25 protein-coding genes and 1 pseudogene are annotated in these 24783 nt (G+C 64.6%); 14 read left to right on the top strand and 12 right to left on the bottom strand.

The window, feature by feature from the left end; translation table 11 throughout:
• Entirely contained in the window at window positions 1–738 is a 738-nt protein-coding gene (locus XCSCFBP4642_RS0118730) for a DUF3348 domain-containing protein (RefSeq protein WP_033898544.1), read from the bottom strand.
• A 487-nt stretch (window positions 739–1225) separates the two neighbouring features.
• On the opposite strand from XCSCFBP4642_RS0118730, the gene XCSCFBP4642_RS0118725 reads away from it, so the two are divergent.
• Complete coding sequence (locus tag XCSCFBP4642_RS0118725; protein ID WP_029221119.1) at window positions 1226–1438, top strand: hypothetical protein; 213 nt, start codon at window positions 1226–1228, stop codon at window positions 1436–1438.
• A 129-nt stretch (window positions 1439–1567) separates the two neighbouring features.
• Here the strand turns inward: XCSCFBP4642_RS0118725 and XCSCFBP4642_RS0118720 are convergent, their stop codons facing one another.
• Window positions 1568–1783 carry a hypothetical protein gene (locus tag XCSCFBP4642_RS0118720; RefSeq protein ID WP_029221118.1) on the bottom strand — a complete coding sequence of 72 codons (216 nt, stop codon included), beginning with the start codon at window positions 1781–1783 and terminating at the stop codon, window positions 1568–1570.
• 9 nt (window positions 1784–1792) lie between these two features.
• Window positions 1793–2149 (bottom strand): YkgJ family cysteine cluster protein, encoded by a 357-nt coding sequence (locus XCSCFBP4642_RS0118715; protein ID WP_152527299.1) that lies wholly within the window; start codon window positions 2147–2149, stop codon window positions 1793–1795.
• Window positions 2150–2481: 332 nt separating this feature from the next.
• Between XCSCFBP4642_RS0118715 and XCSCFBP4642_RS29515 the strand changes: the two genes are divergently transcribed.
• Complete coding sequence (locus XCSCFBP4642_RS29515; protein WP_167331396.1) at window positions 2482–2643, top strand: hypothetical protein; 162 nt, start codon at window positions 2482–2484, stop codon at window positions 2641–2643.
• 219 nt (window positions 2644–2862) lie between these two features.
• Here XCSCFBP4642_RS29515 and XCSCFBP4642_RS0118705 read toward each other — a convergent pair whose 3' ends face one another.
• Complete coding sequence (locus XCSCFBP4642_RS0118705) at window positions 2863–4026, bottom strand: zinc-dependent alcohol dehydrogenase (RefSeq protein WP_029221115.1); 1164 nt, start codon at window positions 4024–4026, stop codon at window positions 2863–2865.
• 245 nt (window positions 4027–4271) lie between these two features.
• On the opposite strand from XCSCFBP4642_RS0118705, the gene XCSCFBP4642_RS0118700 reads away from it, so the two are divergent.
• Entirely contained in the window at window positions 4272–4904 is a 633-nt protein-coding gene (locus XCSCFBP4642_RS0118700; RefSeq protein WP_029221114.1) for a DUF4142 domain-containing protein, read from the top strand.
• Window positions 4905–5499: 595 nt separating this feature from the next.
• On the opposite strand, the gene XCSCFBP4642_RS0118695 is transcribed toward XCSCFBP4642_RS0118700, so the two are convergent.
• Window positions 5500–6366 (bottom strand): SDR family oxidoreductase, encoded by an 867-nt coding sequence (locus tag XCSCFBP4642_RS0118695; protein ID WP_029221113.1) that lies wholly within the window; start codon window positions 6364–6366, stop codon window positions 5500–5502.
• A 213-nt stretch (window positions 6367–6579) separates the two neighbouring features.
• Between XCSCFBP4642_RS0118695 and XCSCFBP4642_RS0118690 the strand changes: the two genes are divergently transcribed.
• Both XCSCFBP4642_RS0118690 and XCSCFBP4642_RS0118685 read left to right on the top strand, forming a co-directional pair.
• Window positions 6580–7221 (top strand): DUF6766 family protein, encoded by a 642-nt coding sequence (locus XCSCFBP4642_RS0118690; protein WP_029221112.1) that lies wholly within the window; start codon window positions 6580–6582, stop codon window positions 7219–7221.
• Between the two features lie 101 nt (window positions 7222–7322).
• Window positions 7323–7508: a hypothetical protein gene (locus XCSCFBP4642_RS0118685; RefSeq protein WP_029221111.1), complete on the top strand. Its 186-nt coding sequence runs from the start codon at window positions 7323–7325 to the stop codon at window positions 7506–7508.
• Between the two features lie 389 nt (window positions 7509–7897).
• On the opposite strand, the gene cydB is transcribed toward XCSCFBP4642_RS0118685, so the two are convergent.
• Together cydB and XCSCFBP4642_RS0118670 are read right to left on the bottom strand one after the other, a co-directional pair.
• Window positions 7898–8920 (bottom strand): cytochrome d ubiquinol oxidase subunit II, encoded by a 1023-nt coding sequence (gene cydB, locus XCSCFBP4642_RS0118675; RefSeq protein WP_029221109.1) that lies wholly within the window; start codon window positions 8918–8920, stop codon window positions 7898–7900.
• Entirely contained in the window at window positions 8911–10320 is a 1410-nt protein-coding gene (locus XCSCFBP4642_RS0118670; RefSeq protein WP_029221108.1) for a cytochrome ubiquinol oxidase subunit I, read from the bottom strand. The genes cydB and XCSCFBP4642_RS0118670 overlap by 10 nt, the downstream gene beginning before the upstream one ends.
• A 792-nt stretch (window positions 10321–11112) precedes the next feature.
• On the opposite strand from XCSCFBP4642_RS0118670, the gene XCSCFBP4642_RS0118665 reads away from it, so the two are divergent.
• Both XCSCFBP4642_RS0118665 and XCSCFBP4642_RS0118660 read left to right on the top strand, forming a co-directional pair.
• Window positions 11113–12393, top strand: a complete 1281-nt coding sequence (locus XCSCFBP4642_RS0118665) for a sigma-54-dependent transcriptional regulator (RefSeq protein ID WP_029221107.1) — start codon at window positions 11113–11115, stop codon at window positions 12391–12393.
• On the top strand, window positions 12393–12632 hold the full coding sequence (locus XCSCFBP4642_RS0118660) for a hypothetical protein (protein ID WP_029221106.1): 240 nt from the start codon (window positions 12393–12395) through the stop codon (window positions 12630–12632). The genes XCSCFBP4642_RS0118665 and XCSCFBP4642_RS0118660 overlap by 1 nt, the downstream gene beginning before the upstream one ends.
• 96 nt (window positions 12633–12728) lie before the next feature.
• On the opposite strand, the gene XCSCFBP4642_RS0118655 is transcribed toward XCSCFBP4642_RS0118660, so the two are convergent.
• Both XCSCFBP4642_RS0118655 and XCSCFBP4642_RS0118650 read right to left on the bottom strand, forming a co-directional pair.
• Complete coding sequence (locus XCSCFBP4642_RS0118655; RefSeq protein ID WP_033898540.1) at window positions 12729–13616, bottom strand: manganese catalase family protein; 888 nt, start codon at window positions 13614–13616, stop codon at window positions 12729–12731.
• 81 nt (window positions 13617–13697) lie between these two features.
• A complete protein-coding gene (locus XCSCFBP4642_RS0118650; protein ID WP_029221104.1) occupies window positions 13698–14204 on the bottom strand; it encodes a YciE/YciF ferroxidase family protein in 507 nt (168 codons plus the stop codon).
• 418 nt (window positions 14205–14622) lie between these two features.
• Here XCSCFBP4642_RS0118650 and XCSCFBP4642_RS0118640 point away from each other — a divergent pair, with 418 nt between their 5' ends.
• Window positions 14623–14817, top strand: a complete 195-nt coding sequence (locus tag XCSCFBP4642_RS0118640; protein WP_029221102.1) for a hypothetical protein — start codon at window positions 14623–14625, stop codon at window positions 14815–14817.
• Between the two features lie 12 nt (window positions 14818–14829).
• On the opposite strand, the pseudogene XCSCFBP4642_RS0118635 reads toward XCSCFBP4642_RS0118640, so the two are convergent.
• Window positions 14830–15543: pseudogene (locus XCSCFBP4642_RS0118635) on the bottom strand (FAD-dependent oxidoreductase); the annotation flags it as partial.
• Between the two features lie 141 nt (window positions 15544–15684).
• Between XCSCFBP4642_RS0118635 and XCSCFBP4642_RS28870 the strand changes: the two are divergent.
• The 5 genes from XCSCFBP4642_RS28870 (at window position 15685) to XCSCFBP4642_RS27595 (ending at window position 20298) form a co-directional block, all read left to right on the top strand.
• Window positions 15685–16983 (top strand): sensor histidine kinase, encoded by a 1299-nt coding sequence (locus XCSCFBP4642_RS28870; RefSeq protein WP_029221100.1) that lies wholly within the window; start codon window positions 15685–15687, stop codon window positions 16981–16983.
• Complete coding sequence (locus tag XCSCFBP4642_RS0118625; protein ID WP_029221099.1) at window positions 16980–17756, top strand: LytR/AlgR family response regulator transcription factor; 777 nt, start codon at window positions 16980–16982, stop codon at window positions 17754–17756. The genes XCSCFBP4642_RS28870 and XCSCFBP4642_RS0118625 overlap by 4 nt, the downstream gene beginning before the upstream one ends.
• A 35-nt stretch (window positions 17757–17791) precedes the next feature.
• Window positions 17792–18163 carry a hypothetical protein gene (locus tag XCSCFBP4642_RS0118620; RefSeq protein ID WP_029221098.1) on the top strand — a complete coding sequence of 124 codons (372 nt, stop codon included), beginning with the start codon at window positions 17792–17794 and terminating at the stop codon, window positions 18161–18163.
• A 253-nt stretch (window positions 18164–18416) separates the two neighbouring features.
• Complete coding sequence (locus XCSCFBP4642_RS0118615; RefSeq protein WP_029221097.1) at window positions 18417–20012, top strand: APC family permease; 1596 nt, start codon at window positions 18417–18419, stop codon at window positions 20010–20012.
• Between the two features lie 28 nt (window positions 20013–20040).
• Window positions 20041–20298: a hypothetical protein gene (locus XCSCFBP4642_RS27595; protein WP_228325683.1), complete on the top strand. Its 258-nt coding sequence runs from the start codon at window positions 20041–20043 to the stop codon at window positions 20296–20298.
• A 253-nt stretch (window positions 20299–20551) separates the two neighbouring features.
• Here XCSCFBP4642_RS27595 and XCSCFBP4642_RS0118605 read toward each other — a convergent pair whose 3' ends face one another.
• On the bottom strand, window positions 20552–21151 hold the full coding sequence (locus XCSCFBP4642_RS0118605) for a hypothetical protein (RefSeq protein WP_029221096.1): 600 nt from the start codon (window positions 21149–21151) through the stop codon (window positions 20552–20554).
• Window positions 21152–21531: 380 nt separating this feature from the next.
• Between XCSCFBP4642_RS0118605 and XCSCFBP4642_RS0118600 the strand changes: the two genes are divergently transcribed.
• Window positions 21532–22458 carry an oxygenase MpaB family protein gene (locus XCSCFBP4642_RS0118600; protein WP_029221095.1) on the top strand — a complete coding sequence of 309 codons (927 nt, stop codon included), beginning with the start codon at window positions 21532–21534 and terminating at the stop codon, window positions 22456–22458.
• A gap of 130 nt (window positions 22459–22588) precedes the next feature.
• On the opposite strand, the gene XCSCFBP4642_RS0118595 is transcribed toward XCSCFBP4642_RS0118600, so the two are convergent.
• Window positions 22589–24658 carry a M13 family metallopeptidase gene (locus XCSCFBP4642_RS0118595; protein WP_029221094.1) on the bottom strand — a complete coding sequence of 690 codons (2070 nt, stop codon included), beginning with the start codon at window positions 24656–24658 and terminating at the stop codon, window positions 22589–22591.
• Window positions 24659–24783 lie beyond the last annotated feature (125 nt).

The following is a 24783-nucleotide window of genomic DNA, read 5'->3' as shown; positions in this document are numbered from 1 at the left end:
TTAGCGGGTACGAAGCGCTGCAAGCAGGCCTTCGATCGGGTGAAAACGAACATCCAGTTCGGCGAGCAACACGCTCTGCATGTCCATGCGAAAGATATCCAGCCAGCCATCGGACACCGCGCGTGGCGCGGCCTCGCTGCCGGCTGCTGAGCCAGGCGCATGCGCGGCGTCGCGCAGGCGTTCGAAATGCGTCCCGAGCAGGCCCGGCACGGTGTTCAACAAGGTCTGTTCGCGGGGACTCAAGGTCAGCTCCATCACCGCGTCCACTTCGGCCAGCCGTGCCATGTCGGCCGACACCAGTACCAGCAGGTCGCGCAGCCGTCCGCGCAGGTCGCCGGTGGCGGTACGCATGCCGCGTTGCATGGCCAGATAGTGCTGCCGGAACGGGGCGTAGTCGGGCGGCGCGGGCGCTTCCTGCGATGCGGCAGCGCTGCGCGTGTCGGCCCGCAGCCGAGCGACCAACGCATCCAGATCGGCCACGCTGCTGGTGGCCAGACCCGCACGCACGCGTGCGCACGCGTGCGCATCCAGTGGGCGTGGCTCAGGCAGGTCAGCGGTGGCGGGCAGCTTGCCGTCCAGCGCCTTGGAGACGGCCACCGCGCGCGTCCAGTCGATCCACTGGCTCAGCCGGTCGGCAAGCGCATGGTGGGACTGGGCGACGCGGGCGTCGCTCAGGCGTGCCAGCAGGCGAATGAACGCCGGGCCCGAGAAGGGCGCCCGTGGAGCAGCTTTCGCCATTGTTCCGGTCAAAGACTGCGCATTTTACACGGGAATGTGCGCCGTTCGGTGCTTTGCGCCGCCGTTGCGAGCAGCTCTGGCCGGCCTGGGCTGGCGGCATTCAGGCGGCCTGGTGTGGGCATGCGCGGGGCGATCGCGGCCCGGCAGGGGCGGCTTTCCAGGCAAGAAGCGGGCATCGCGCGGCGTAGTGGAACCGGTGCGGTCAGGCAGGCAGCCGCCTGGGACGCCGTGGCGAGTGGACGTATAGAGCTGGTCGGGCGGTGCCAGCCAGCTGCTTTGAGTGAACGACCAAGGGATCGCTCAAGCCGTACTGGCGTAGGAGTGGCAAATGTGGAGTGCCCCGCCGCAGACCATCGCTGGTGTCAGCGAATAACGCTACGCACCCCTAACCAATTCAGGTTCATGGCGGCTGTTGCACCACTGTCGCGGTTTTGTAAGCTGAACAGGTATAAGCTGCGGGCCGGGGAATCCCCAACGAGGTAACGCAATGGACCACTCCGACATGCAAGTGTCCGATCTGCTGGTCTTGGAGCTGCAAGGATTCCACGATGCTTATGGCCGTGGACCGGACTTCTGGGACGCGTATCAACGCATCATGGGCATCGCGGCGCAAGCCGGCGGCAACATGATCAACCTGGCCAATGAGATGGCCTCACTGGCACAACGGCTCGGCGCGATCGACCGCGCACAGCTGCTGTAACTGGCGCTGCGCACCTGCTGGCGTGCCGCTGCTGGCGGCGGCCAGCTGCAGCGCGCCAGGGAGGTACGCGCACTGCACGCTCGCCAACGCATGGCTGCCACGTCGTGCGGCGCAGAGGCGGGTGGCGTCTTATTCGGTTTCGGCGGCGGGTTTTGCAGCAACCGCAGTGGCAACGCCTTCGGCGCCACGCTTCTTGTCACGGCGTAATGGTGTGTCGCCCAGGCGTTCGATCGCACCGCCGGATTGCTGAAACGCTTGCAGGTCGGCGGCCAGGCGCTGTTCGGACAGACGCGGCTTGCCCGGCTGGTTGCTCACGGTCATCGACTGGCGGCGGGAAGTGTTCATCGCGAATCCTCATGCGTTGTACAGCGTCAAGGGAATGCCCCGCCGACGTTGATCGTCGTAGGTAGCACGCACGTCGCGGCAATACGGGCCGGACATGACGAAACGCCGGCAGATCGCCGGCCGCGTGTCGTAGATCGAGCAACACATGCGTGCCGCATCGATGGCCACGCACCAGCCTTCCGCGTCGCGCGCCATCACGTGCCAGCCTTCCGGCGTCACGCTGGTCAGATGGTGTGGGATGCGGTCGGATGGATCGACCATAACAGTGAGCCGGCAACAGACGGCGTCGCAGCGTTCGCAGAGAGTCTTGATGGAAAAGGCCAGGTAGAGTGAGGGCACCCCGGAGCCCGGGTGCCTCTGCACCATACACCCTGGGTGAGCATGGATGTGAATCGGCGCTGGCGCTACTACTTGCTCACACGTGCAGCTGCGTTGCATTTGCCCTTGCGTCATTGCGATGTGCAGCACGTCCTACGATGGTGGTCGCTGTAGCGCGTGCATGGCCGCTCATGCAGATTCGATTGGCGCGCAATCGGCTGATGCTTGCAGCACGCGATGTGCCGGCGATCAGGAAAGCAACTGTTGAAGTGCATACCTGTATGCGGTGGCCTTGTCGTACGATGCGAAGGCAGGATTCACCTCTGCCATCGCTTGTACGCCGTAGCGTGTGGTGCATCAACACGGATCAGGAGATTGGCATGGCCACGCATCGCATCGACGGCCGCGTATCGCACAGCGCGCAAGAGGAAATCCAGGACGATCGCGCCAAGCAGGACGCATTGCAGGACGAGGCGGTGGAAGAAACGTTTCCCGCCAGCGATCCTGTATCGCCGTTCGTACCCGCGAAACCGCTGGACTGATGACCAAGATGCGTCCAGCGATATCGCGACCGCGGCGACGGTTGCAGTGGGGCAGCGGGTGGCGACAATGCCAGCTGCATCTCGCTTGCGCAATCGGAGTCCCGCCCACGGTCGGCCACTGCCTAGAACTGGATGCCACCATGCCAAGCATGGCAAGGCAAATCACAGCCGCTACTGCACCGACGCCACCTTGCGCGCGCGGTGCAGTAGCGACTAGCGTTACGGCGTCAGCACGACCTTGCGGCAGTCGTCCTGTTTCTTGTCGAAAAGTTCGTAACCGCGCGCAGCATCGGCCAGCGACATGCGGTGCGAAATGATGGCACTGGGTTTGAGCTCGCCATTGCCGATACGCTCCAGCAAGTATGGCATATGTTTCTGCACATGGGTCTGACCCATCTTGAAGCTCAGCCCCTTGTCGAACGCGTCGCCAAACATGAAGGCATGGATGAAGCCGGCATAGACGCCAGGCACGCTGACCACGCCACAGCGCCGGGTGGCTGCAATGCACTGGCGGATGGCGACGCCGCTGCTGCCTTCCAGTTTCAGGCTGGTCAGCGCGGTCTCGAGTGTGCTGCCTTCTGCTTCGAACCCGACCGCCTCGATGCTGACATCCACGCCACGGCCATCGGTCTGCGAGACGATCACATCGGCCGGGTCGTCGATCTGGTCGAAGTTGATGGGGATCACGCCATACGCCTTGGACGCGAAATCCAGCCGGTACGTGTGGCGGTCGACCATGAAGATGCGCTCCGCGCCCAGCATCCTGCAGCATGCCGCAGCCATCAGGCCGACCGGGCCCGCGCCGAAGATAGCCACCGTGGACCCCTGCCTGACGCCCCCATCGATCACCGCCTGGTATCCGGTTGGCAGGATGTCGGACAGGAACAGCACCTGCTCGTCGTGCAGTGCGTCGGGCACTACCAGCGGCCCGACATTGGCCTTGGGCACGCGGACGTACTCGGCCTGGCCGCCAGAAAGTCCGCCATACAAGTGGCTGAAGCCGAACAGGGCTGCGGGCGGGCGAATATCCTTGTGATTCAGCGCGGCGCCCTTGCCGGTATTGGTGGTTTCGCAGGCAGAGAACTCCTGCAGCATGCAGTGGAAGCACTGCCCGCAAGCCACGACGAACGGAATCACCACGCGGTCGCCGCGCTTCACTGCGGTCACGTCCGGGCCAACGTCCTCGACGATGCCCATGAATTCATGACCAAGAATGTCGCCTTGCCGCAGCTCTGGAATCTTGCCGCGATACAGATGCAGGTCCGAGCCGCAGATGGCCGTGGCGGTCACGCGCAGGATCAGGTCGTCGCGTTCGACCAGCGCCGGGTCGGGAACGGTCTCGACCCGCACGTCGTGAGAGCCGTGATAGTTGAGGGCAAGCATGGCGCACTCCAGAAAGCCGTTGCAGTCACGGCGACGGCGGCCAGTGTTGGCATCGGAGTGTTAAGCCGATCAATGCGCAGCGTGCGTGCGATGTGCATGTGGCACCACGCCGACGCCGCGTTGATGCCCAGGTCATGCCTGGATAACTCGTGCGCTCGCACCCTCAACCAACGCGCTGCTGCTACCGGCAGCGCATCCACATCCACTTCATCTCAACGCTTCAGGGCGAACAACAGGAGGCAACGATGGGACTTTTCAGACTGGTGACTGCGGGTGCGGTGGGCTACGTCGCCTACAAGGCGTGGCAGCGTCGCCAGGAGCAGCCCACCCAGGCGCCCCGCACCCAGGACGTGTTGCTGCAGGATCGCCAGGACGTCGCTGCCCGCGGTACGACGCCACCGCATGGCGACCCACTGCGGAACACAGACGGTGCATCTGCCGAACGCAATCAGGCACTTGCTGCACTAGCGATCTTCAACGAGCAGGAGCGCACCCTGGCGCAGTTGGCGGTAGTCAAGGGCGTGGACGGTCCACTGCTGGAATTCGCCCGCAAGATGGACCAGGTACACAGCGCCGCGTTGACCGACCTCAGCCGCTTTGCGCCTGATCGTACCGGCGCGCGGGCCCAGGCTGAAGCGGCCCGCTCGGAAGGTACGCGCAAACAGCTTGAGCAGTACCACGGCCAGGCGTTCCAGACCCAGTATCTGCAGGCCAGCGTCGCCAGCCACGGGCGTGCGCTCTCCCAGATCGATACGCAGCTCAGCAGCGAGCCGGGCTCCAGCGATCTTGGCAAGGAGCTGCAGCGTATGCGCGCAACGATTGCCGAGCATCTGGAGCATGCGAAGACCCTGCGCGCGAAGCAGAGCCAGCCGCACTAATGGTTGAAATACGGCGTGTCACTCGCTGTGACACGCCGTACATCGTCGCGGCGATAGGGTCGATCGGGTCGCCTGCACGCCATGACGTCTACGCCCGGTATTGGTCGATCATGTGAGGCTCCTTCTGACAGAAGCCTCGCGTATCGCACGGATTGCATTAGGATGGTGTCCAACACACACGGCCAAGTCATATCAATGACGCGGTGCTTTAATGGGACGCGGTGCTTTAATGGCAAGTGACGTCGCCAATATCGGCGCGACGCTATGGATCGCACCGGTCTCATTCGCCAGTAGGTCAATCGGATCAGCGAAAGCAGCTGCGCGTTATCCGCCGTAGAGCGCTTGATCGCGTCAAGTCTCCTCAAGAAAACGTCAGGCGCCTTTGATCACAGACGTTGCTCTGGCTCATCCCCGGCAGAGGGGTTCTGCGGCAGCCACATACCCTTTTCGACAGCCACTGGCTGTTGGCGGCAATTAAGGAGCTTCCGCGGCTCTCTTGTGCCTTGTCGAAGCGTACTGCGGCCGAAAACGCGAAGGCCCACTCCGCCATCAGAGCGAAGTGGGCCATAATGACGCGATCAACGCCACACGCCGCTTACAACGTCACTGCGCCGCCAGCAATTGTCAGCAGGGTGCCGGAGGTGTAGCTGGCGGTGTCGGCCGCCAGCATGACGTAGGCCGACGCCAGTTCCACCGGTTGGCCGGGACGCCCCATCGGTGTTTGCGCGCCGAAGTTCTGCACGGACTCTTCGTCCATGCCTGCGGGAATGAACGGTGTCCAGATTGGGCCTGGCAGCACTGCGTTGACCCTGATGTGCTTGTCGGCAAGCACGCCTGCCAGACCGATGGTCAGATTGGCCAGCGCCCCCTTGGTGGCGGCGTAGGGCAGGATATTCGGCGTCGGCTTCTTGGATTGCACCGAGGCGGTATTGATGATGGAGCCACCATCGGTCATCAGCGGCACCGACAACCGCACCAGATTAAAAACCGCGTGGACATTGGTATCGAAGGTCTTGCGCCATTCGTCCAGCGTGATGTCGTCAAAGTTCTGGTAATACGCTTGATAAGCGGCATTGTTGACCAGGATGTCCAGACCACCAAAGGCGCCGTGCACTTGGTCGATCAGCGATTGGGCCTGATGCTCATCGCTGATATCGCAGCCCACCAGCAGCGCCTTGACGCCAGCCTTTTCGATCAGTGCGCCAATCCTGGCGGCGTCTTCCTGCTCGGCGGGCAGGTAAGCAATAGCCACGTCCGCACCTTCGCGTGCATACGCGATCGCCACCGCGGCACCGATGCCGCTGTCGCCGCCGGTGATCAGTGCACGCTTGCCTTTCAACTGGCCGTGCCCGACATAGCTGTCCTCGCCATGATCCGGGCGTGGATCCATGCGCTCGGTCCGGCCGGGAAAGCTTTGTTGTTGCGGCTTGAAGGGTGGGCGCGGGTAATTGGGTACGGGCATGGGTGTCTCCTGAGGTGTGAAGCGCGGGAATGAGCTTGAGTGTGCGCATGCATACGTCAACGTCCGGGCTAGGCAATGTCGCCGGCCTGTGTGCTGCGCGCCTGGCAGCCGGCTGTCGATGCAAGCGTGATTGGTATGCGATCAATCCCTGTGTTTTTATGCCGCCGCTGCTGGTGGCGCCCGATACTGCCATTCCTGTCCGGAGGGTTTGCCATGTTCCTGCGCCGCAATGGGCTGTCGTTGTGCCTGCTCGCGCTGACCCTGTTGTTGATCTGTGCGCAGGTCTACGCCGGGTTGCATGCCTATAACCACGCACTCGCCGAACAGCGGCTGCCGACACTGCAACTGGCAGCGTATCTGCGAAGCCCGCACTTCATGTCGGCACTGTTCGAGAACTGGGAGAGCGAATTCCTGCAGATGGGCATGTACGTGCTGCTGACCGTCAGACTGCGTCAGGCGGGCTCGGCAGAGTCGCGCCCGCTCGATCCCGAAGATGCGCATGATCGGATTTGTCCAGGCACCACGCCCTGGCCGGTGCGTGCCGGCGGCTGGTGGTTGCGCCTTTACGAGCACTCGCTGGCGATCGCCTTCGGCGTGCTGTTCCTGATGAGCTTCGTGCTGCACCTGATCGGCAGCTGGCGCCTGGAACTGCTGGAGCGCACCCAGAAAGGGCTGCCACCGATCAGCGTGCTCGACCACCTCACCGACGCCGGCTTCTGGTTCGAATCGATGCAGAACTGGCAGAGCGAGTTCCTGGCAGTGTTCGCGCTGGTCGTGCTGACCATCTGGCTGCGTCAGAAGGGCTCGCCGCAGTCCAAGCCGGTGCAGGCGCCGCATTCGCAGACCGGCGGCTGAGCGATCCCCACGTGCGGCATTCACGCCATCGCGCGGCATCGTTCACTGCCGTGCAATGCGCGCCGGCCTAGCGTGGGGCACCAACAACTCAGGAGAGCGAAATGGGAAGCGAATCGAAGAAGCCGTGGGGTCCCGAATCGGACCAGCAAAAGCCGTTTACGCCACAGGAACAGCGCAACGAGCGCGCCGACTGGAAGGTGCATGACATGCCCGATGAAGATCGCGACGTCAACAAGGCCGATCCCGAGAATGACTACGAACGGCCGGATGGCTCCGAGAAGCGCTAAGGATGGCCAGGCGGCCTGAAAGCAGTCATCAGGGCAGGTGCGCGGCATGCATGAGCTCAAGCTCAAGCATGCTCCATCTGCAGCAGCTCAAAGAATGCTCCATCAGCAGTTCGCAGAGCGGCCGCGCTGGCCCGACGACTGCGAAGTGGTGGTGTCGGCCGGCTTGAAGCAGATGGCTGGCCGAGTCGGATACGCCCGCATACACGGGCGTCCTGATAATTGCAGCCGCTGGCATCTGGCCAAGCTGAGGTATACGCATGCGAACGCAACGAGGTTCCCCAGCAGCAGCTCAGCCGGCGGCGGGCCTGTTCCGAGCGGACAAGCCGGCTAAGTGATCAAGACGCGTCGCGCCCAGAATGACCGACCACTGCCCCCATGGCCAGTTCTACTCAGTGATGATGGTGATACCCGACATCGGCGGCGATCTTGCCGCGGAATACGCGATACGACCAGACGGTGTAGCCGAGCACCAGCGGCAACAACACGATCAGCCCCACCATCGGGAAGATTTGCGATGAAGGCGGTGAGGCAGCCTGCCAGATCGTAAATCTCGGCGGCACCAGATACGGCCACATGCCCAGCACCAGCCCGATAAAGCCCAGTACGAAGATCGCCAACGCCAGCAGGAAGGGCGAGGCGTCGCTGCGCGAGCTGTCGCTGCTGCGCCACAGCGCCAACGCTACCGTGGCGGTGACCAGTGGTATCGGCGACAGCCACCAGAAGTTGCCGTGTTCGAACCAGCGCGCCATCACGTGCGAGCTCAGGAACGGCAGCCAGGCGCTGACCAGGACAACAAAGGTGACCACCACACCGACCAGCGGCTTGGTCAGCTGCCGCGCAAGCGTGTGGGTGCGGCCCTCGGTCTTGAGGATGAGCCAGGTGCTGCCGAGCAGCGCATAGCCAAACACCAGCGCCGCACCGGTGAGGATGGTGAACGGGCTGAACCAGCCGAACACGCCGCCGATGTAGCGGCCATTTTCCAGCGGCATGCCCTCCACCAGCGCGCCCAGGATGATGCCTTGCGCGAATGCGGTCAGGATCGATCCGCCAATGAATGAAAGCGTCCACAGTCGCCGGGATCGATGCGCTTTGAAACGGAATTCGAACGCCACGCCGCGAAACACGAGCGCCATCACCATGAGCAGCACCGGCAGATACAGCCCCGACAGGATCACCGCATATGCCGTCGGAAAGGCGGCGAACAGGCCGGCGCCGCCGAGCACCAGCCAGGTCTCGTTGCCGTCCCAGATCGGCGCGGCCGTGTTCATCATCAGGTCCACTTCCTGCTCGTCGCGGGCGAACGGGGCCAGCATGCCCAGCCCGAGCACGAAGCCATCCAGGACCACATACATCAGCACGCCGAAGCCGATCACCCCGAACCACACCACCGGCAACCAGTAGCTCAGTTCCATGGTGTGTTCTCCTGTTCCAGGGAGGTAGTTGCGGCCGACAACGGGCGTGCCGGCGTATGTTCGCCACCGGCCACGTCCGGGCCATCGCGGCTGGCTTGCGGGCCGCTGCGCACCAGTTTGGTCAGATACCAGATGCCGAAACCGAACACGAAGGCGTAGCCCAGCAGATACACCAGCAGGGACACTGCAACGGTCACCGTCGATTGTTGGCCCACCGCATCGGCCGTGCGCAGCAACCCGTAGATCACCCACGGCTGGCGGCCGATCTCGGTGACGCACCAGCCGGCGACCAGGGCAATGAAGCCGGCCGGCAGCATGGCATTCCAGGCCAGCACCAGGGCCGGCGCATGCAGTCGTCCGCGCCACCACGCCAGGGCGGAAAGCCAGGCCAGCAGCAACATCGCCATGCCCAGGCCGACCATGATGCGGAATGCGAAGAAGACCGGCGCCACTGGCGGCCGCCGATCGCGCGGCACCGTGGTCAACGGCGTGATATCGCCGTCGGTGCTGTGAGTCAGGATCAGGCTGCCCAGACGCGGGATCGCCACTTCATAGTCGTTGCGTTCGGCCTCGGCATCGGGCAGTGCAAAGACCACCAGCGGCACGCCGGCACCGGCAGCGGCGCGATGCCAGTGCGCTTCCATCGCCGCCAGCTTGAGCGGCTGATGTTCGAGCGTGTTCAAGCCGTGCTGGTCACCCACCAGGATCTGGATCGGCAACACGATGGCCGCAAAGGCCACCGCCAGCCGCAACATGCGGGCAGCCACCTCCACATGCACGCCCTTGCGCAGGTAATAGGCGCCCACACCGCCGATCACGAAGCAGGTGGTGATGAACGAACCCAGCGCCATATGGACCAGGCGATACGGAAACGAGGGGTTGAAGATGATCTGTGTCCAGCTTGCCGGCTGCACGATTCCGTTGACCATGGCGTAGCCCTGCGGCGTATGCAGCCAGCTGTTGGACGACAGGATCCAGAACGTGGAGACCAGCGTGCCGATCGCCACCATGCAGGTGGCGAAGAAATGCAGCCGTTCCGAGACGCGGCCCCAACCGAACAACATCACCCCCAGGAAGCTGGCCTCCAGAAAGAACGCAGTGAGCACCTCATAGCTCAACAGCGGCCCGATCACGCTGCCGGCGATGCGGCTGAGTTCCGGCCAGTTCGCGCCGAACTGGAAAGCCATCACGATGCCGCTGACCACTCCCATGCCGAAGGAGACGGCAAAGATCCGCAGCCAGAAAAAGTACAGCCGCTTCCAGGCCTCATCGTGCGTGCGCAGCCACCGCCATTCCAGAAAGCCCAGGAAGTTCGCCAGCCCGATGGTGAAGGCGGGGAACAGCACGTGAAACGAAATGACCAAGGCGAACTGGATACGGGATAGCAGCAGCGCTTCCACGTGGATCTCCCAGGACTGAAGGCGCGTGAGCGAAGTGACGGTGGCAACCGGCTACATCGGTGCCGCTGCAGCAGGGCGGTGTCGGCAGTACCGATCATTGGATCGCGTGCGTTCGTTCGTGAGCGGCGCCGAACGCTGACCCATGCTGGCAGCGTCAAGCGTGCGCGCATGCAGCGCAGAAAAGCGTGACCCGATGCACTGGTTGACACTGCGAAGCGCTTGCGGCTGGACCGGGCGCACGCCAGACCCAGGTGTGCGCTGCATCAGCGTATCCGCGCACGTTGGCCTATGGTGATCGCAGATGCCTGACCCAGCGCAGGAACGATGCCGTGAGCGCGATGTGCAGGCGCTCCGGACATCCGGCACGTAGGCTGGAGGTGGAGCGCATATTGGCCTGACCCAACGGCAACTTGCGCTCGGCTCAATCCTCCAATCACGTACAGCCCGGTTGCGATGCGGCAGCCAAGCGACCTGATCCTTTGGCCGGTTCGCAACCGGGTGCAAGGGACAATGCCGGCCGAGTGACGCAAAACCTTGCGCTGCTTGGCGTTTCGACAGTCCCGATGCGGTTGCCGAGCCCAACCATGACGCTTGGCACTGGCAAATTGCCGGCCGGCCGTGCGTACTGCGGGCACACCTCACACGGCGAGCTCGACTAGGGGGAAGAGCGCCGTCCCGATCATCGACACGATGGTTGCGCATCCATTCTCGCGGTGACAGGCAGGCGCGGCTTCGCGCGCCCGTCACAATTCTCAACTGAACATGTACTAGTCATTGCGGACAGAAGCGCTCATGGACCGTCTTTCCTGCGCCATCATCGACGACGACGTGGAGTTCTGCGATCAGGTGGTGGAACTCGCCACCGATAGCGGATTCCGCGCCAAGGGGATTCACACCCTGGGCGAGGCCAGCCGTTGGCTGGACAGCAACTTCCCGGACCTGCTGGTGGTGGACGTCGGCCTGCCCGACGGCAGCGGCTTCGACCTGATCGAACGGCTGGACCCGGACCACACCCCGCAGATCGTGGTGGTCTCGGGCGACTATGCCTATGAGACCCAGGGGCGCGCACAACAGTTCGGCGTCAGCGAGTTCCTGACCAAGCCCTTCGCCCCGGAACGGCTGGAGCGTGTGCTCGGCGGCCTGCGCGAGGCGCAGCAGGGCAACCTGGGCATCATCGGCAATAGCGACAGCATCGCGATCCTGCGCAAGGACATCATGCGCGTGGCGCCGACCGACCTGAATGTGCTGGTGACCGGTGAGACCGGTACCGGCAAAGATCTGGTGGCGCGTGCCATCCACCGGGTGTCCGGCCGTCGGGGTCGCTTCGTGCCGGTCAATTGCGGTGCAATTCCGGAAGATCTGCTGGCCAGCCAGCTGTTCGGGCATGAGCGTGGCAGCTTCACTGGCGCCGATCGCAGGCATGCGGGATTTCTGGAACAGGCAGCCGGCGGCACGTTGTTCCTTGACGAAATCGGTGAAATGCCCAAGCGCCTGCAGGTTTACCTGCTGCGTGCGATCGAATCGCGCAGCTTCATGCGGGTGGGTGGCAACGAAGAGATTCCACTGGACGCGCGTGTCGTTGCCGCTACCCACCAGCATGTGCAGCGCGAGCAGGCGGTGTTGCGTGAGGATCTGTTCTACCGGCTCAACGAGTTCCCGATCCAGGTGCCGCCGCTGCGCGAACGCCGCGGCGATGCGCGCGTGCTGGGCCTGCGCGCCATCGACGAACTCAACATCAAGTACGGCAAGCGCAAGCTGCCGACCAAATCGTTGCTGCGCTATCTGGCCTATCACGCCTGGCCGGGCAACGTGCGCGAGCTACGCTCGTTCATCCATTATCTGCATCTGCGATCGGATGGCGATCTGCTGAGCGCGCCGGATGTGGAGCAGACCGTGCCGCAGGCCGCCGAAGACGGATTGTTGATTCCTGCCGGCTGGACCATGCGCCAGGCCGAGGATGCCATGATCGAATCGGCACTGGCACGGACGCGCTTCAACAAGAAGGCGGCCGCCCGCGAATTGGGCATCAGCGTGCGTACGTTGCATAACCGGCTCAGCGACAAGGACGCGTAGTGTCCGACGCAACGCTCGAACGACGCCAACTGCTGCATCAGCTGCGCAACCGGCTCAATGTGATGGGTTTTGCGCTGTATGCGTTGCGCAGCGACAACTCCAAGCCGTTGGAGACGCTGCGCAATGCGCATCAATCGGCCACTGCTCTGCTCAACCAGTTGGGTGAGCAGGAGCGTGCGCTGGAGCAAGGCCAGGGCACGCCGGCAGACACCGCATCCAGGGACACCATCGGCAGCTGACGGTGCTGTCGGACCCGGTGTGGATCGGCTGCGTCCTTAAGGCTTGAGCTGTGGCACCCACGCCTGTGGGAAGTGGACGCACAGCGTCCACCCAGGTCAGCGTTGGATATCGCCGGTGGTGGACCCGGCGCCCGGACCTGCGCCCAGATCCGCGCCAGTGACACGGTCCAGCTCCAGGTTGGACATCAGCCGCTGCGACATTGCTGCGACGGCCTCGGCCTGCGATGCATCGAGGTTTACCGATGCTGTCCCGTCTCCGCCATCCACGGCCGCCTGCTCATCGCGATCGGCCACCATCTCCCATTGTTCGCCGGTATTCCACGGGCCAACCGCATCGCCTTCGCCCTGCGACATGTTGTAGTACGTGTCGGTGAAGCGCGGGTCGCCCGGCAACTTGCCTGGCGGGAAGTTGGGCTCGATCGCGTACAACGCCTTTTCGAAGGATTTTTGGTGCGCCACTTCGCGTGTCATCAAGAAGCGCAGCGCATCGACGATGCCAGGGTCGTGGGTCACCGTGATCAGGCGCTCGTACACGAGCTTGGCGCGCGCCTCAGCCGCAATGTTTGAGCGCATGTCGGCGGTGGGGCAGCCGATCGAATCCACGTACGCGGCCGTCCAAGGCGCACCGGAGGAATTCACCAGCGCCGGTCCACCGCCGTAGAGGATCTGCTGGGTATGGCTGGTGCTGTTCTGGGTCATGCGACGCATGTCCATTGCTTCTTCCATACCCTCCGACAGCACCGCCTTCGAGCCCTGATTGAGCATGGCAATGATGGAGCCGATGATTTCCAGATGGCTGAGCTCTTCGGTGGCGATATCGAACAACAAGTCCTTGCGGACTGGGTCAATTTCGCCCAGCGCCTGGGTGAAATAGCGCATGGCGGCGGCAAGTTCGCCCTGCGGCCCGCCGAACCGCTCGAGCATCAGCGTGGCCAGCTCCGGGTTGGGCTTGGCTGGCGCCCGGCAACGACAACGCCTCGGCAAGCCTGCAGACGCGTGGGGGCATTGGCTAGAGGCCCGCACGGGGTGCGGGCCAGTGCAGGGCCTGGCGCCCTGCAGGGTGGATCAGGCTGCCTTGCGGGCCTTGGCGGCTTTCTGGTTGCCGCCCTGTTCGGCGAGCAGGGTCAACTTTTCGTCGGTCGCCTTTTCTTCTTCCAGTGTGGCCAGCAGCAGCGGCAGTGCATCGGCATAGCCCAGCTGCTTGGCCATGGCGGCAATGGTGCCGTACGAGGCGATCTCGTAATGCTCCACCTTCTGTGCGCCGCCGATCAGTGCCGCATCGCGCACCGGGCCGGCCTCGATTTCGTCGATGACTTCGCGGCTTTCTTCCACCAGGCCTTCCATCGCCGCGCATTTGATGCGCTTGAGCTTGATGCCGAGCAGCTCCACGACCTGGTCGATCCGTTCGATCTGGCCCTGGGTTTCTTCCAGATGGGTTTCGAAGGCTTCTTTCAACTTCGGCTCGCTGGCAGCGCGCGCCAGGCGCGGCAGCGACTTGGTGAGCTGCTTCTCGGCGCTGTAGATGTCCGACAGCTCGTGGATAAACAATTCTTCGACAGTCTTGATCGCCATGGGTCACTCCTGGGTGGGTCGAAAGGAAACACGACAACGTCGCGTGGGGAGGGCGCTTCTTCGCCCGCGTTCACCACACCGCGGGCTGGATTGCTGGCAGCACCGCAAGGCATGCGTCCGTCGCGATCGATTGCGATGGAAGCGCGTGCCCGACGATGCGGTGCAACGTGATCGCTACGCTAGCGGTGCGGGCGTTAGCGGGATCGGTGCATACGGTGATCCCGATGCGACAACGGCCTGTGCCGTAGCGCAGTCGCACTTGCTTGCTGTCCAACGAACGCAAGCGCGGTGGCGTTGCATGCAGGCAACCGAGCCATCGCGCAGGGCGGCGACCGCGCAGTTGCAGTGCAATGCGCGGCTGCACGCCCACGCGCGGATGCGCTACAACACCGCATCACCGTCAGACACGAGGCGCTGCATGACACCGTTGGATAAACCGTTACGCCGCAAGCTTCATATCGGTGACCAGGCCTACACCCTGGTCATCGACCCGCAGGGCCTGAAGCTGATGGAAAAGGGCAGGCGCAAGGGCGTGCGCCTGCGCTGGGACGAACTGGTCAGTGGCGATGCCGCAGTGGCCTGCGCGCTGCAGGCATCGCTGGAGGATCGCTAGGCGCGCGCTGCCTCAGGCAGTGGGGAATAAACGCGCCAGTTCGCGCACGGCCGCTTCGCTGGCGGCGCGGTCGGGTGTGGCATCGGCATTGTTGAAGTCGTTGGCACCTTGCGATTGCACCAGCAATCCATCGCGACGCGGTACCACATTGAGGTTATGCCCGCGCCAGACCAGCCCGTAGGTGACCTCCGGCTGTGGGATCAGGCGTGCGGTCTGCCCGCGTACCGGGATCACGCTCGTATCGCCCAGCAGGGCGCGCGCGCCGTAGCCGGTGGCATTGATCAGAATCTTTTCGTGCAACTGACCGAACTGGCGCGGGTCTTCGAAACTGCGCGTATACAGTTCGCCGCCGGCCTGCAGGAAGTCTTCCATCAGCAGGCGTGCGTAGGCGCTGATGTTGAAGGTCAGCTGGCCATAGCGGCGCACGAACGGCACCGGGAACGGATGGCTGCCGGCCGCCAATGGCTGCGAACGGGGGCCAAGGTCGCGCAGTAGCGTGCGTTCCAGCGGGGGATAGTCTGGTTCGTGCGCTTCGGCCGAGGCGATCGGTTGGTCGAACGGCAGGTCCGACAACACATAGCCGTCGCGCCATTTGATCGGTTCGTCGGGCAGGCCGAGCAGGGTCTGGTACCGGTGAAAGGAGATCCGCGCGATCTCTTCCCAGCGGGCCTTGAAATCGGCATCGGCGCACGCGCTGGTGCAGACGCGCGAATCGGGCGACCACACCCGCAAGCTGCCTGGATTGCCCGATTTCGTCCGCCGAATCCGGCATTTGAGGTCACGTCGGCGGCCATTCGTCGCCTGGAGCTGTCCTCGCCACGCGTGGCGGCTATGCTCGCTCCCGTCCACCCAACGAGCGCCCTGTCCGTGTCCGCCAGCGTTTTTCTGATCGTGCGTATCGTGTTCGCCTGGGCTGCCGCATTGGTGGTGGCGGCGATCATGTGGTCGCAGCTGTTCGGCTCGACCGGCGCGTTCTTCGGGCTGGCGTGCATCGTGCTGCTGACACTGGCCTTGATGAGTGCGATCACCCATGTGCGGCGCGTGCGCCTGATCGCCGGGCGGCTGGACCACGACACCTTGTCCACGCGCCAGCGGCGTCAGATCGAGGTGCCGCTGGAAGTGCGGGCCAGTTTTGCGCTGGTGGAAGAAGCGGTGCGTGCGCTGCCGCGCGTGCAGGACATCGAATGCGCACCGGGTAGCCTGCTGATCCGCGCCCGGGTGCGCCGCATCGATCCGTACGAAGGCCGCAAGCCCTCACGCTGGAATCTGTTCGCGCGCTTTGCCATCACCCACAACCAGGCGCTGGTGACGGTCACGCCTGGGCAGGGCACCAGCAGCGTCACCGTGTTGTGCGAACCCGATGCCGGCGCCTGGGTGGATCTGTTTGCGGTCGACGAAGGCAGCAACTACGAAAACGCCGAGGCGATCAACCGCGCGGTGGTGCGCCGGGTTGGCGAACAACGCCGCGACGAGCAGGCGGCAGTCGAGCAGTCGGTGATGGAAAAGGAGCTGGCAGTGGCGCGGCTGAACCTGCTGCATGCCCAGGTGGAGCCGCATTTCCTCTACAACACGCTGGCCAGTGCGCAGGTGCTGGCGCGTACCGATCCGCCGCGCGCCGACATCATGATCGGGCACCTGATCCAGTACCTGCGCCGCTCGCTGCCCAGCGCCGACGATGCCACCTCCACCCTGGGCGAAGAACTCGAACGCACCCAGGCCTACCTGGAGATCCTGCGCATCCGCATGGGCGCGCGGCTGGCGCTGCAGGTGGACGTGCCTTACGAGCTGCGCAGCCTGGCGCTGCCGTCGATGATGCTGCAGACGCTGGTGGAGAACGCCATCAAGCACGGGCTGGAACCCAAGCCCGGCGGCGGCACCGTGTGGATCCTGGCACGCCGTCTCGACAACCAGGCCACGCTGACGGTGGCCGATGACGGCCAGGGCTTCAACACGCACAGCCATGGCACCGGCATCGGCCTGAAGAATCTGCGCGAGCGCCTGCAGCTGATCTACGCCGACCAGGCAAGCTTTGCCATCGTCTCCAATTTCCCCAGCGGCGTGGCGGCTACCATCACCCTTCCGCTGCCGGCCTCGCTTGTGGGCGGCGTGCGGCAACCGCCGCCGTTGCCCGAGACTGCGGTTCCCATCGCAAAGGTGCAGGCATGAGCGCGCTGCGTGCGGTGATCGCCGAAGACGAGGCACTGCTGCGGCAGTCGCTGTTGGCGCTGCTGGCCGAGGTGTGCCCGCAGCTGCAGGTGGTGGGCGAGTGCGAAGACGGCGCCGGCGCGCTGGAGGTCATCGCCACCCAGCAACCGGATGTGGTGTTCCTGGATATCCGTATGCCCGGGCTGACCGGCATCGAGGTGGCGCGTGCGATGCGCGAGGTCAGTCCGCGCACCCAGGTGGTGTTCGTCACCGCTTACGATCAGTACGCCATCGATGCCTTCGAACATGGCGCGGTGGACTACCTGCTCAAACCGATCAACCGGCAGCGCCTGCAGGCCACCTGGCAACGCGTGCAGCAGCGCGCCGCCGCCGGCCAGCCCGATGGCGGCCTGCTGGATGCCTTGCTGCAGCGACTGTCCGCACGCCCGGCCGCCGCCAATGCGCCGGCGCCGCTGGCCTGGCTGACCGCCAGCAGCGGCCGCGAGACGCGCCTGATCGCACTGGACGAGGTGGCGTATTTCCAGGCCGACCAGAAATACACCACGGTGATGACCGCCGCCGGCGAAGCGGTGCTGCGCACCCCGCTGCGCGAGTTGCTCGACGCACTCGACCCGCAGGTGTTCAAGCAGATCCATCGCTCGACCATCGTCAACATGAAGGCAGTGGCCTCGGTGATCCGCGACGACACCGGCAAGGGCCGGCTGCATCTGCGCGGCCGCAGCGAGACGCTCACCGTCAGCCAGCCCTTCATGAGCCTGTTCCGCGGCATGTAATTCCCCCGTTCGCATCGACTGAAAGGACTGCCTCCATGCGCCTGCTCGCCTCCCTGGTCTATTGCCTGCTTGCCCTGGCCGGCTGCCACGAACGCACCGGCACGACCTCGATCACCCGCGCCATCAGCGATGGCCGCGATGTGATCTTCAGCAAGACCCTGGTCACCGCCACCGAAACCAACGTGCATTGCCTGGCCAGCAGCAGCGGCCAGTGCCATTACCTGGTGTACGAAGAACACTGCCCGGCTGCCGCCTCGGGCAGCAGGACGCCGGCACCGGGCTGCGCCCGCCGGACCCTGGACCAGTTCGCGCTGCTGCCGGGCCAGATCCGCGCCCTGCACGGCATCACCAAGGCCGCGCATACCTGCGTGGATGCCACGGCACCCGGCGCCGACTGCCACGGTTAGGAGCGTCCATGGTATCGAGGCGGCCGCTGCTTGCACGTGCATGCACCGCGTGGCGGACGGTAGTGGTGTCTTGCGTGCGCTTCCCGCACGTTCAGGTGAGCGCCATCGCGCGCACCGCGTCGCCCAGGTCTGCCAGGGCTGTCGATGGCGGCGGGCAGGTAGGCGCCTGAATACGCACTGACGGCAAGCGGCCGCTTCTGCGATCATTGCCGGCTCGTGCCGGTTCATGGCGCCCTCACTGTCAGGCTTCTTCATGTCCGAACACTCGTTGCGCCGCGACGTCGGCCCCTTTGCGCTCATGCTCACCGGCCTGGGCTCGATCATTGGTTCCGGCTGGCTGTTCGGCGCCTGGCGCGCAGCCGGTCTGGCCGGCCCTGGTGCGATCTGGGCCTGGGTCCTGGGCGCGGCGATCATCACCACCATCGCGCTGTCCTACGCCGAGCTGGGCGCGATGTTTCCCGAATCCGGCGGCATGGTGCGCTACAGCCATTATTCGCACGGCTCGCTGGTGGGCTTCATCGCCGGCTGGGCCAACTGGATCGCCATCGTCTCGGTCATCCCGGTCGAAGCCGAGGCCTCGGTGCAATACATGGCCTCCTGGCCCTGGGCCTGGGCACAAGGCTTGTATGTGCAGACGCCTGGCGGGGCCGGCGAACTGTCGGTGCCCGGGCTGCTGATTTCGGCGGCGCTGGTGCTGGTGTACTTCTTCCTGAATTTCTGGAGCGTCAAGCTGTTCGCGCGCTCCAATACCTTGATCACCGTGTTCAAGCTGGTGGTGCCGGCGGCGACCGGCGTGGCCTTGATCGCCAGCGGCTTCCACAGCGAAAACTTCAGCGTCGGCATCCACGGCGATACCCATGTGATCGATCTGGCCGCGGTGCTCACCGCAGTGGCCACCGCCGGCATCGTCTTCAGCTTCAACGGGTTCCAGAGCCCGGTGAACCTGGCCGGCGAAGCGCGCAACCCGGGCCGCAGCATCCCGTTCGCGGTGCTCGGTTCGATCGCGCTGGCCACGGTGGTCTACGTGATCCTGCAGGTGGCCTACATCGGCGCGGTGCCGCCGGACCTGTTGGCAAAGGCCGGCTGGCACGGCATCGATTTCCGCTCGCCGTTCGCCGAGCTGGCCATCATCGTCAACCTGCACTGGCTGGCGATGCTGCTGTACATCGATGCGTTCGTCAGCCCCAGCGGCACCGGCATCACCTACACCGCCACCACCGCGCGCATGGTCTACGGCATGGAAAAGAACGGCACCATGCCGTCCGTGCTGGGCAAGCTGCACCCGGTGTGGGGCGTGCCGCGCATGGCGATGTTCTTCAACCTGGCGGTGTCGTTCGTGTTCCTGTTCTTCTTCCGCGGCTGGGGCACGCTCGCGGCGGTGATCTCGGTGGCGACCATCATTTCCTACCTCACCGGTCCGATCAGCGCGATGGCGCTGCGTCGCCACGCACCGGAACTGCATCGCCCGTTGCGCATCGCCGCATTGCCGGTGCTGGCCGGCGTGGCCTTCGTGATGGCCACCGAGCTGCTGTACTGGGCGCGCTGGCCGCTGACCGGCGAGATCATCCTGCTGATGGTCGTGGCGCTGCCGGTGTACTGCTACTACCAGGCCAAGCAGGGCTGGCCGGACCTGCGCCGCAACCTCAAGGGCGCGGCCTGGATGATTTGCTACCTGCCGGTGATCGCGCTGCTGTCCTGGGCCGGTAGCAGCGATTTCGGCGGCCATGGTTACCTGAGCTACGGCACCGACCTGGCGGTGGTCGCGGCAGTCGGCGCGGTGTTCTACATCTGGGGCGTGCGCAGCGGCTGGCGTACCCCGTCGGTGGAACAGGCGGTTGCGCGGGCTTGAGTGACGCTGCGCACCTGGCTTAATCGCGATGCTGAATCCGCGCACGATCGTTCTGCATTCATTGCACGGCGAACGACCAGGGCTGCCAGCCCTGGTTGCCGAATGGATCGCTGAAGGCGTCACCTACGTCGGTGTGGTCGGCGTCGATGCCGAGCGCATCGAGGACCTGATCGATGACCTGTGCGTGGGAGATGGCTCGGCCCCGTACTTCATGCTCACAGCAGCGCATGGTCCCGACGAGTCTTTAGGAGGATGCCGTGTTCCTGGCGGAGCGATTGTCCGATGAATTTGCCGGCCCTGTTCGTGTGATTGCGTTCTAGTCGTTCGAACACGCTGGCGCACCGTGTCATTGGACTCCTGCTTCAAACGACTCCTGCTTCAAAGGCTCACCAAAGCGACGAAACAGTGGCTGGACGCACCTGGCGTGCGTCCGGATCGGGGTGAATGGCCGGCGTTGAAATGCAAAACGGCCGATGCAGTTCCATCGGCCGTTTTGCATTCGAATCGCGCGTTCTCGTCTGTGCTCGGTGTGCAAGACTTCAGGCGTTGGCCACCAGCCGTGGCGCGCCATCGAAACGGTCCAGATCGCGCAGCAATTCGGTGTAGCGGCGCAGCCGGCCCATCTCCCGCATGTTGACGATGTCCTCGTGGCGCAGCTCGCGCCTGGAGGTCACCTCCTGCTTGTAGCGCAGCACCTCCGGGTAGCGCCGCGTCATGTCCAATGCGTCGGCAACGCACTCGACCGAGTCGGCATCCGGCGCGACGCGTGCGCGGCTGTTGAAGGCGCGCAGCCAGCGCTCGAAGCCTGCGCTGTGATCGAACAGGTCGGCGATGTACCACATGATGAACAGGATCGAGACCCAGGACGTGAATATGATCACCACGCGACTGAAGGTCAGGTGGTAATCGTTCTGCCACAGCTGATGGGTGATGACACCGAGCAGGACCAGAGAGATCGCCTGCCAGCCGATGATCGAGGCGATGACCCATTGCTTTTTGGCCACCTTGAGCAGATTGAGCTCTTCGTCGAGCTGCTCATCGGTCTTGTCACGCCAGCAGGCGACCTGCTCGTCGAAGGAGCGCCGATGGAGTGCGTTGTCCTGCAATAGCAGGCCCAAACCCTGGAACAAAGCGATCATGACAAGCTCCTGACGGATGGCTGGTACGAGCGGCGTGCTGCACCGGTGGTGGCTGGTGCCCTGGAGCGACCGACGCGCCGTACAACGATACGGCGCGGATATCGGACGCACCTAGTTCTAGCACTTTCGCTGTGCATGGCAATGCCTGGAGCAAACCGATGGCCGCGCAATCCTGCGCAGTCGCGCACAGAACGCGCAATTCAGGCGGTTTGGCGGCCGCAGCACGACGCCGGGCGTCGCCTGGGCGGTCGATCTTGTTGCACTGCACACCGGGCGGCGCGGCGGGCACGCCATCTCGACCGCGCCTGCCAGGCGCGTTACGCCTGGCCCGGCGAGCACCCGCACGACACATGACGACAGGCAGGCCGTACTATCGCGACATGTCTTCGGTTCTACGCACGCTGTCCGCCCCCGCCGCCGAACAGATCCGCCGCTGGGTGCTGCGCGCGTTTCCGCGTGGCCAGAGCACCATCGAGTACGACCAGCCGCTGGGCGACCCCGGCCTCTTCGGGCCCGACAGCGTCACCTGGCGCGTGCATTCGGAATTTCCGGGCATGTTGTCCGGCGGGTTGTGCGCACTGATGCTGCAACTGCTGCACCCGCGCGCACTGGCCGGTGTCTACGACCATTCCAACTTCCGCTCCGACCTGATCGGGCGGCTGCGCAGCACCACCAATTTCGTGGCCGGCACCACCTATGCCCCGCGCGCCGAAGCCGAGCAATTGATCGCCCGCGTGCGTAGCATCCACTCGCATATCCACGGCCATACCGCCGAAGGCGCGGCTTACGACGCGAACGACCCGCAGTTGCTGACCTGGGTGCACGTCACCGAAGCCTACGGTTTCCTGCACGGCTGCCGACGTTATTGCCGCGACGTGCCGGCGCACATTGCCGATCGTTATTACGACGAAGCGCGCCGCGTCGCCGAAGCGCTGGGCGCCACCGATGTGCCCGCCAGCGAGGCGCAGGTCGACGCGTATTTCGCCATCGTGCGCGGGCAGTTGCGCATGGACACGCGCTCGCGGGAGGTGCTCGACATCCTCACCAGCATCCAGCTGCCGGTGCCGGCAGCCGGTCTGTCGCGCGGTGTGTTTCTCGGTGCCGGTACCGCCTTGTTGCCGGGATGGGCCAGCGACATGCTCGGCCGCACCACCACGCAGCGCGCACAGGCGCATGCGTCGGCGCGGCTGCTGCGCAGCCTGTCGCCCTTGTTCCGCACCGCGTTACGCGACGGGCTGTCCGCACGCGCGTGCCGCCGCATGCAGCTGCCGCAGACAATGTTGCTGGAGTGGCCCGGGAAGCGGTGAGTGCGCGTGCTTGTTTGGTATGCAGGGCGGTGGTGTGAGGCGGGGGATAGTGCGCTGTGTAGAGAGAAAGCGCTCCAGCCCATGGATCCGGCTCTACGTCGCAGGCAGCAGCCATCACCGTGCAACACAGCTACCAGATCCGCACCCTCTGCTCCGGCGCCAGATACAGCTGCTGGCCTTGCTTCACGTCAAAGGCCGGATACCAGGCGTCCAGGTTGCGCACGGTCTGCGCCCGGAAGCGTCCCGGTGCGTGCACGTCGGTGAGCACCGCATTACGCAGCGCCGCGTCGCGGTACTTGCCGCGCCAGGCTTGCGCGAAGCCGAGGAAGAAGTGCTGGTCGGGGCTGAAGCCGTCGATGGTCTGTGGTTGCTTGCCCTGCAAAGACAACTGATAGGCGTCGTAAGCCGTTGCCAGGCCGGCGACATCGGCGATGTTCTCGCCCAGGGTCAGCTTGCCGTTGACCGACAGATCGTCGAATGGCGTGTAGGCGCCAAACTGCGCGGCAAGCGCATTGCCGGCGGCTTCGAACTTTTTCAGATCCTGTGGCGTCCACCAGTTGTGCAGTTCGCCGTGCTCGTCGAACAGGGCGCCCATGTTGTCGAAGCTGTGGCTGATCTCGTGGCCGATCACCGCACCGATGGCGCCGTAGTTCACCGCATCGTCGGCGGCCGGGTCGAAGAACGGCGGTTGCAGGATCGCGGCAGGGAAGATCAGGCGATTTTCCAGCGGCACGTTCAGCGCGTTGACTTCCTGCGGCAGCATGTACCACTCGCGGTGATCGACGGCCTTGCCGAGCTTGGCAAGATTGCGGCGGTACTCGAACAGGCCGGCGCGTTCCACATTGCCCAGCGCATCGTCGCGCCGCACATCCAGCGCACTGTAGTCGCGCCAGCTGTCCGGGTAGCCCACCGCCACCGTCAATCCGGCGATCTTGGCCTTGGCGTGCTGCTTGGTCTGCGGTGTCATCCACTCCAGCGCATCGATGCGCTTGCCGAATGCGGCGATCAGGTTCTTGACCATCTCTTCGGCGCGCGCCTTGGTCTGCGCGCTGACGTATTTCTGCACATAGCGCTTGCCCACCGCTTCGCCCAGTGCGGCGTTGGTGGCGTCGATACCGCGCTTCCAGCGCTGGCGCTGCTGTGGTGTGCCTTCCAGGGTGCTGCCGTAGAACGCGAAGCGCTCGTCGGCAAACGCCTTGGACAGATACGGCGAGGCGCGATCGAGCGCGTGAAAACTCAGGTAGTCCTTCCAGGTCTGCAGCGGTTCGGAGTGCACCAGCGCCGACAGCCCGCCGATCGCCTGTGGCTGCCAAACGATGAAATCCTGCTGTGCCTTGAGACCGGCGGCATCGAAGAATACGCCCCAGTCCAGGCCTGGCGCGTGTTGGGCAAAATCGGCCTGCTTCCAGGCGTTTGCACCGGCCTGGACGTTGTTGGTCTGCTCGGGGCTGGCATGCACGCGCGCCATCGCCGTTTCAAGCGCCACGATGCGCTCGGCCCTGGCCTGTGCGTCGTCGATGCCGGCCAGCTCCAGCAGTTTGACGATATGCGCGCGGTAGGCATCGCGCAGCTGCGCCATGCGCCCGCCGTCCAGGTAGAAGCTGCGCTCGGGCATGCCCAGGCCGCCCTGCACCAGATAGGGAACGTAGCGGCCGGGGTGGTGCAGATCCTGCGAGACCCACAGGCCGAACAGGCGGTCGGTATGGAAATCGGTCGCGTTGAGCAGATCCACGTCGGCGCGCAATTGCCCGCCCAGGGTGCGCGCCAGCGCCTGCTTGTCGTCCAGTTGCGCAATCGCATCCAGTTCCGGTTGGACCGGATGCAGCCCCTTGGCCTCGATGCTGGCTTCGTCCATGTAGGCGGCGTAGTAGTCGCCGATCTGCTTGTCTTCACCGGTGACGCGGTCGTTGGCGGCGGCGCCTTCGATGATGTCGCGGCTGTGGCGTTCGGTGTCGATGGCGATGCTGACGAAGCTGTTGAAACTGGAGCGGTCGTCGGGAATCTGGGTGCGCTTGACCCAGCCGCCATTGGCATGGCCGAAGAAGTCGTCGCCAGCAGCTACGCTGCGGTCCATGCCTGCGGTATCGAAACCGAACTGGCCAAGCTCGGGTGCGCTGGGCGGCGGCGTGGCGTGCGTATCGCCCGCAGGCGCGGCGCCCTCGCGGTGGCACGCTGCAGTGGTCAGGGCCGCGGCAGCCATGGCAGCGATCAGGACAGGGCGATGCAAAGAAGCCATGCGGTGCAACTCGAAACCGGAACAAGAACGGCAGTGTAAGTTGCCTGCGTCGCCACGTCCCGATTCGAGAGCAGGCACCGGTACGTGAC

It is taken from the genome of Xanthomonas cassavae CFBP 4642 (genome assembly GCF_000454545.1).
In the GTDB taxonomy this organism is placed as follows: domain Bacteria; phylum Pseudomonadota; class Gammaproteobacteria; order Xanthomonadales; family Xanthomonadaceae; genus Xanthomonas; species Xanthomonas cassavae.
Note: the sequence above shows the minus strand (reverse complement) of the source record. Positions and strands in the feature narration are given on the sequence as shown.

What these genes read in the sequence shown, in the direction of transcription:
- XCSCFBP4642_RS0118720 (WP_029221118.1), bottom strand. Translation starts at nt 1,783, where the DNA reads ATGAACACTTCCCGCCGCCAGTCGATGACCGTGAGCAACCAGCCGGGC.
- XCSCFBP4642_RS0118705 (WP_029221115.1), bottom strand. Translation starts at nt 4,026, where the DNA reads ATGCTTGCCCTCAACTATCACGGCTCTCACGACGTGCGGGTCGAGACC.
- cydB (WP_029221109.1), bottom strand. Translation starts at nt 8,920, where the DNA reads ATGGAACTGAGCTACTGGTTGCCGGTGGTGTGGTTCGGGGTGATCGGC.
- XCSCFBP4642_RS0118620 (WP_029221098.1), top strand. Translation starts at nt 17,792, where the DNA reads ATGCGCCTGCTCGCCTCCCTGGTCTATTGCCTGCTTGCCCTGGCCGGC.
- XCSCFBP4642_RS0118685 (WP_029221111.1), top strand. Translation starts at nt 7,323, where the DNA reads ATGGGAAGCGAATCGAAGAAGCCGTGGGGTCCCGAATCGGACCAGCAA.
- XCSCFBP4642_RS0118725 (WP_029221119.1), top strand. Translation starts at nt 1,226, where the DNA reads ATGGACCACTCCGACATGCAAGTGTCCGATCTGCTGGTCTTGGAGCTG.
- XCSCFBP4642_RS27595 (WP_228325683.1), top strand. Translation starts at nt 20,041, where the DNA reads ATGCTGAATCCGCGCACGATCGTTCTGCATTCATTGCACGGCGAACGA.
- XCSCFBP4642_RS0118690 (WP_029221112.1), top strand. Translation starts at nt 6,580, where the DNA reads ATGTTCCTGCGCCGCAATGGGCTGTCGTTGTGCCTGCTCGCGCTGACC.
- XCSCFBP4642_RS0118650 (WP_029221104.1), bottom strand. Translation starts at nt 14,204, where the DNA reads ATGGCGATCAAGACTGTCGAAGAATTGTTTATCCACGAGCTGTCGGAC.
- XCSCFBP4642_RS0118700 (WP_029221114.1), top strand. Translation starts at nt 4,272, where the DNA reads ATGGGACTTTTCAGACTGGTGACTGCGGGTGCGGTGGGCTACGTCGCC.
- XCSCFBP4642_RS0118730 (WP_033898544.1), bottom strand. Translation starts at nt 738, where the DNA reads ATGGCGAAAGCTGCTCCACGGGCGCCCTTCTCGGGCCCGGCGTTCATT.
- XCSCFBP4642_RS0118665 (WP_029221107.1), top strand. Translation starts at nt 11,113, where the DNA reads ATGGACCGTCTTTCCTGCGCCATCATCGACGACGACGTGGAGTTCTGC.
- XCSCFBP4642_RS0118600 (WP_029221095.1), top strand. Translation starts at nt 21,532, where the DNA reads ATGTCTTCGGTTCTACGCACGCTGTCCGCCCCCGCCGCCGAACAGATC.
- XCSCFBP4642_RS0118695 (WP_029221113.1), bottom strand. Translation starts at nt 6,366, where the DNA reads ATGCCCGTACCCAATTACCCGCGCCCACCCTTCAAGCCGCAACAACAA.
- XCSCFBP4642_RS0118595 (WP_029221094.1), bottom strand. Translation starts at nt 24,658, where the DNA reads ATGGCTGCCGCGGCCCTGACCACTGCAGCGTGCCACCGCGAGGGCGCC.
- XCSCFBP4642_RS0118715 (WP_152527299.1), bottom strand. Translation starts at nt 2,149, where the DNA reads ATGGTGCAGAGGCACCCGGGCTCCGGGGTGCCCTCACTCTACCTGGCC.
- XCSCFBP4642_RS0118605 (WP_029221096.1), bottom strand. Translation starts at nt 21,151, where the DNA reads ATGATCGCTTTGTTCCAGGGTTTGGGCCTGCTATTGCAGGACAACGCA.
- XCSCFBP4642_RS0118640 (WP_029221102.1), top strand. Translation starts at nt 14,623, where the DNA reads ATGACACCGTTGGATAAACCGTTACGCCGCAAGCTTCATATCGGTGAC.
- XCSCFBP4642_RS29515 (WP_167331396.1), top strand. Translation starts at nt 2,482, where the DNA reads ATGGCCACGCATCGCATCGACGGCCGCGTATCGCACAGCGCGCAAGAG.
- XCSCFBP4642_RS0118615 (WP_029221097.1), top strand. Translation starts at nt 18,417, where the DNA reads ATGTCCGAACACTCGTTGCGCCGCGACGTCGGCCCCTTTGCGCTCATG.
- XCSCFBP4642_RS0118625 (WP_029221099.1), top strand. Translation starts at nt 16,980, where the DNA reads ATGAGCGCGCTGCGTGCGGTGATCGCCGAAGACGAGGCACTGCTGCGG.